Origin of the sequence: Streptococcus sp. KCJ4932, assembly GCF_004352745.1 — a bacterium.
Taxonomy (GTDB): domain Bacteria; phylum Bacillota; class Bacilli; order Lactobacillales; family Streptococcaceae; genus Streptococcus; species Streptococcus ruminicola.
The window spans coordinates 1-277 of sequence record NZ_SJWW01000043.1 but is presented as its reverse complement, the minus strand read 5'-3'; the positions used below and the strand labels follow the sequence as shown (position 1 = coordinate 277).

General features: G+C 49.5%; 2 tRNA genes. Both read right to left on the bottom strand.

From position 1 onward, the window contains the following. Positions 1-51 precede the first annotated feature (51 nt). Positions 52-125 (bottom strand) — tRNA-Ile (locus E0E02_RS09390). Between the two features lie 27 nt (positions 126-152). Beyond that, positions 153-225 (bottom strand) — tRNA-Thr (locus tag E0E02_RS09385). Between the last annotated feature and the right edge of the window lie 52 nt (positions 226-277).

Here is a 277-nt window from a genome sequence, read left to right as displayed (position 1 = left end):
CCGTGAAAAGGCGGTGTCTTAACCCCTTGACCAACGGACCATATTAATAAATGGGCACAAGTGGACTCGAACCACCGACCTCACGCTTATCAGGCGTGCGCTCTAACCAGCTGAGCTATGCGCCCAAAGCTAATACTATTAACAAAAGGTTATGCCGGCTACATGACTTGAACACGCGACCCTCTGATTACAAATCAGATGCTCTACCAACTGAGCTAAGCCGGCAACTTCTTATTTAATGCGGGTTAAGGGACTTGAACCCCCACGCCGTTAAGCG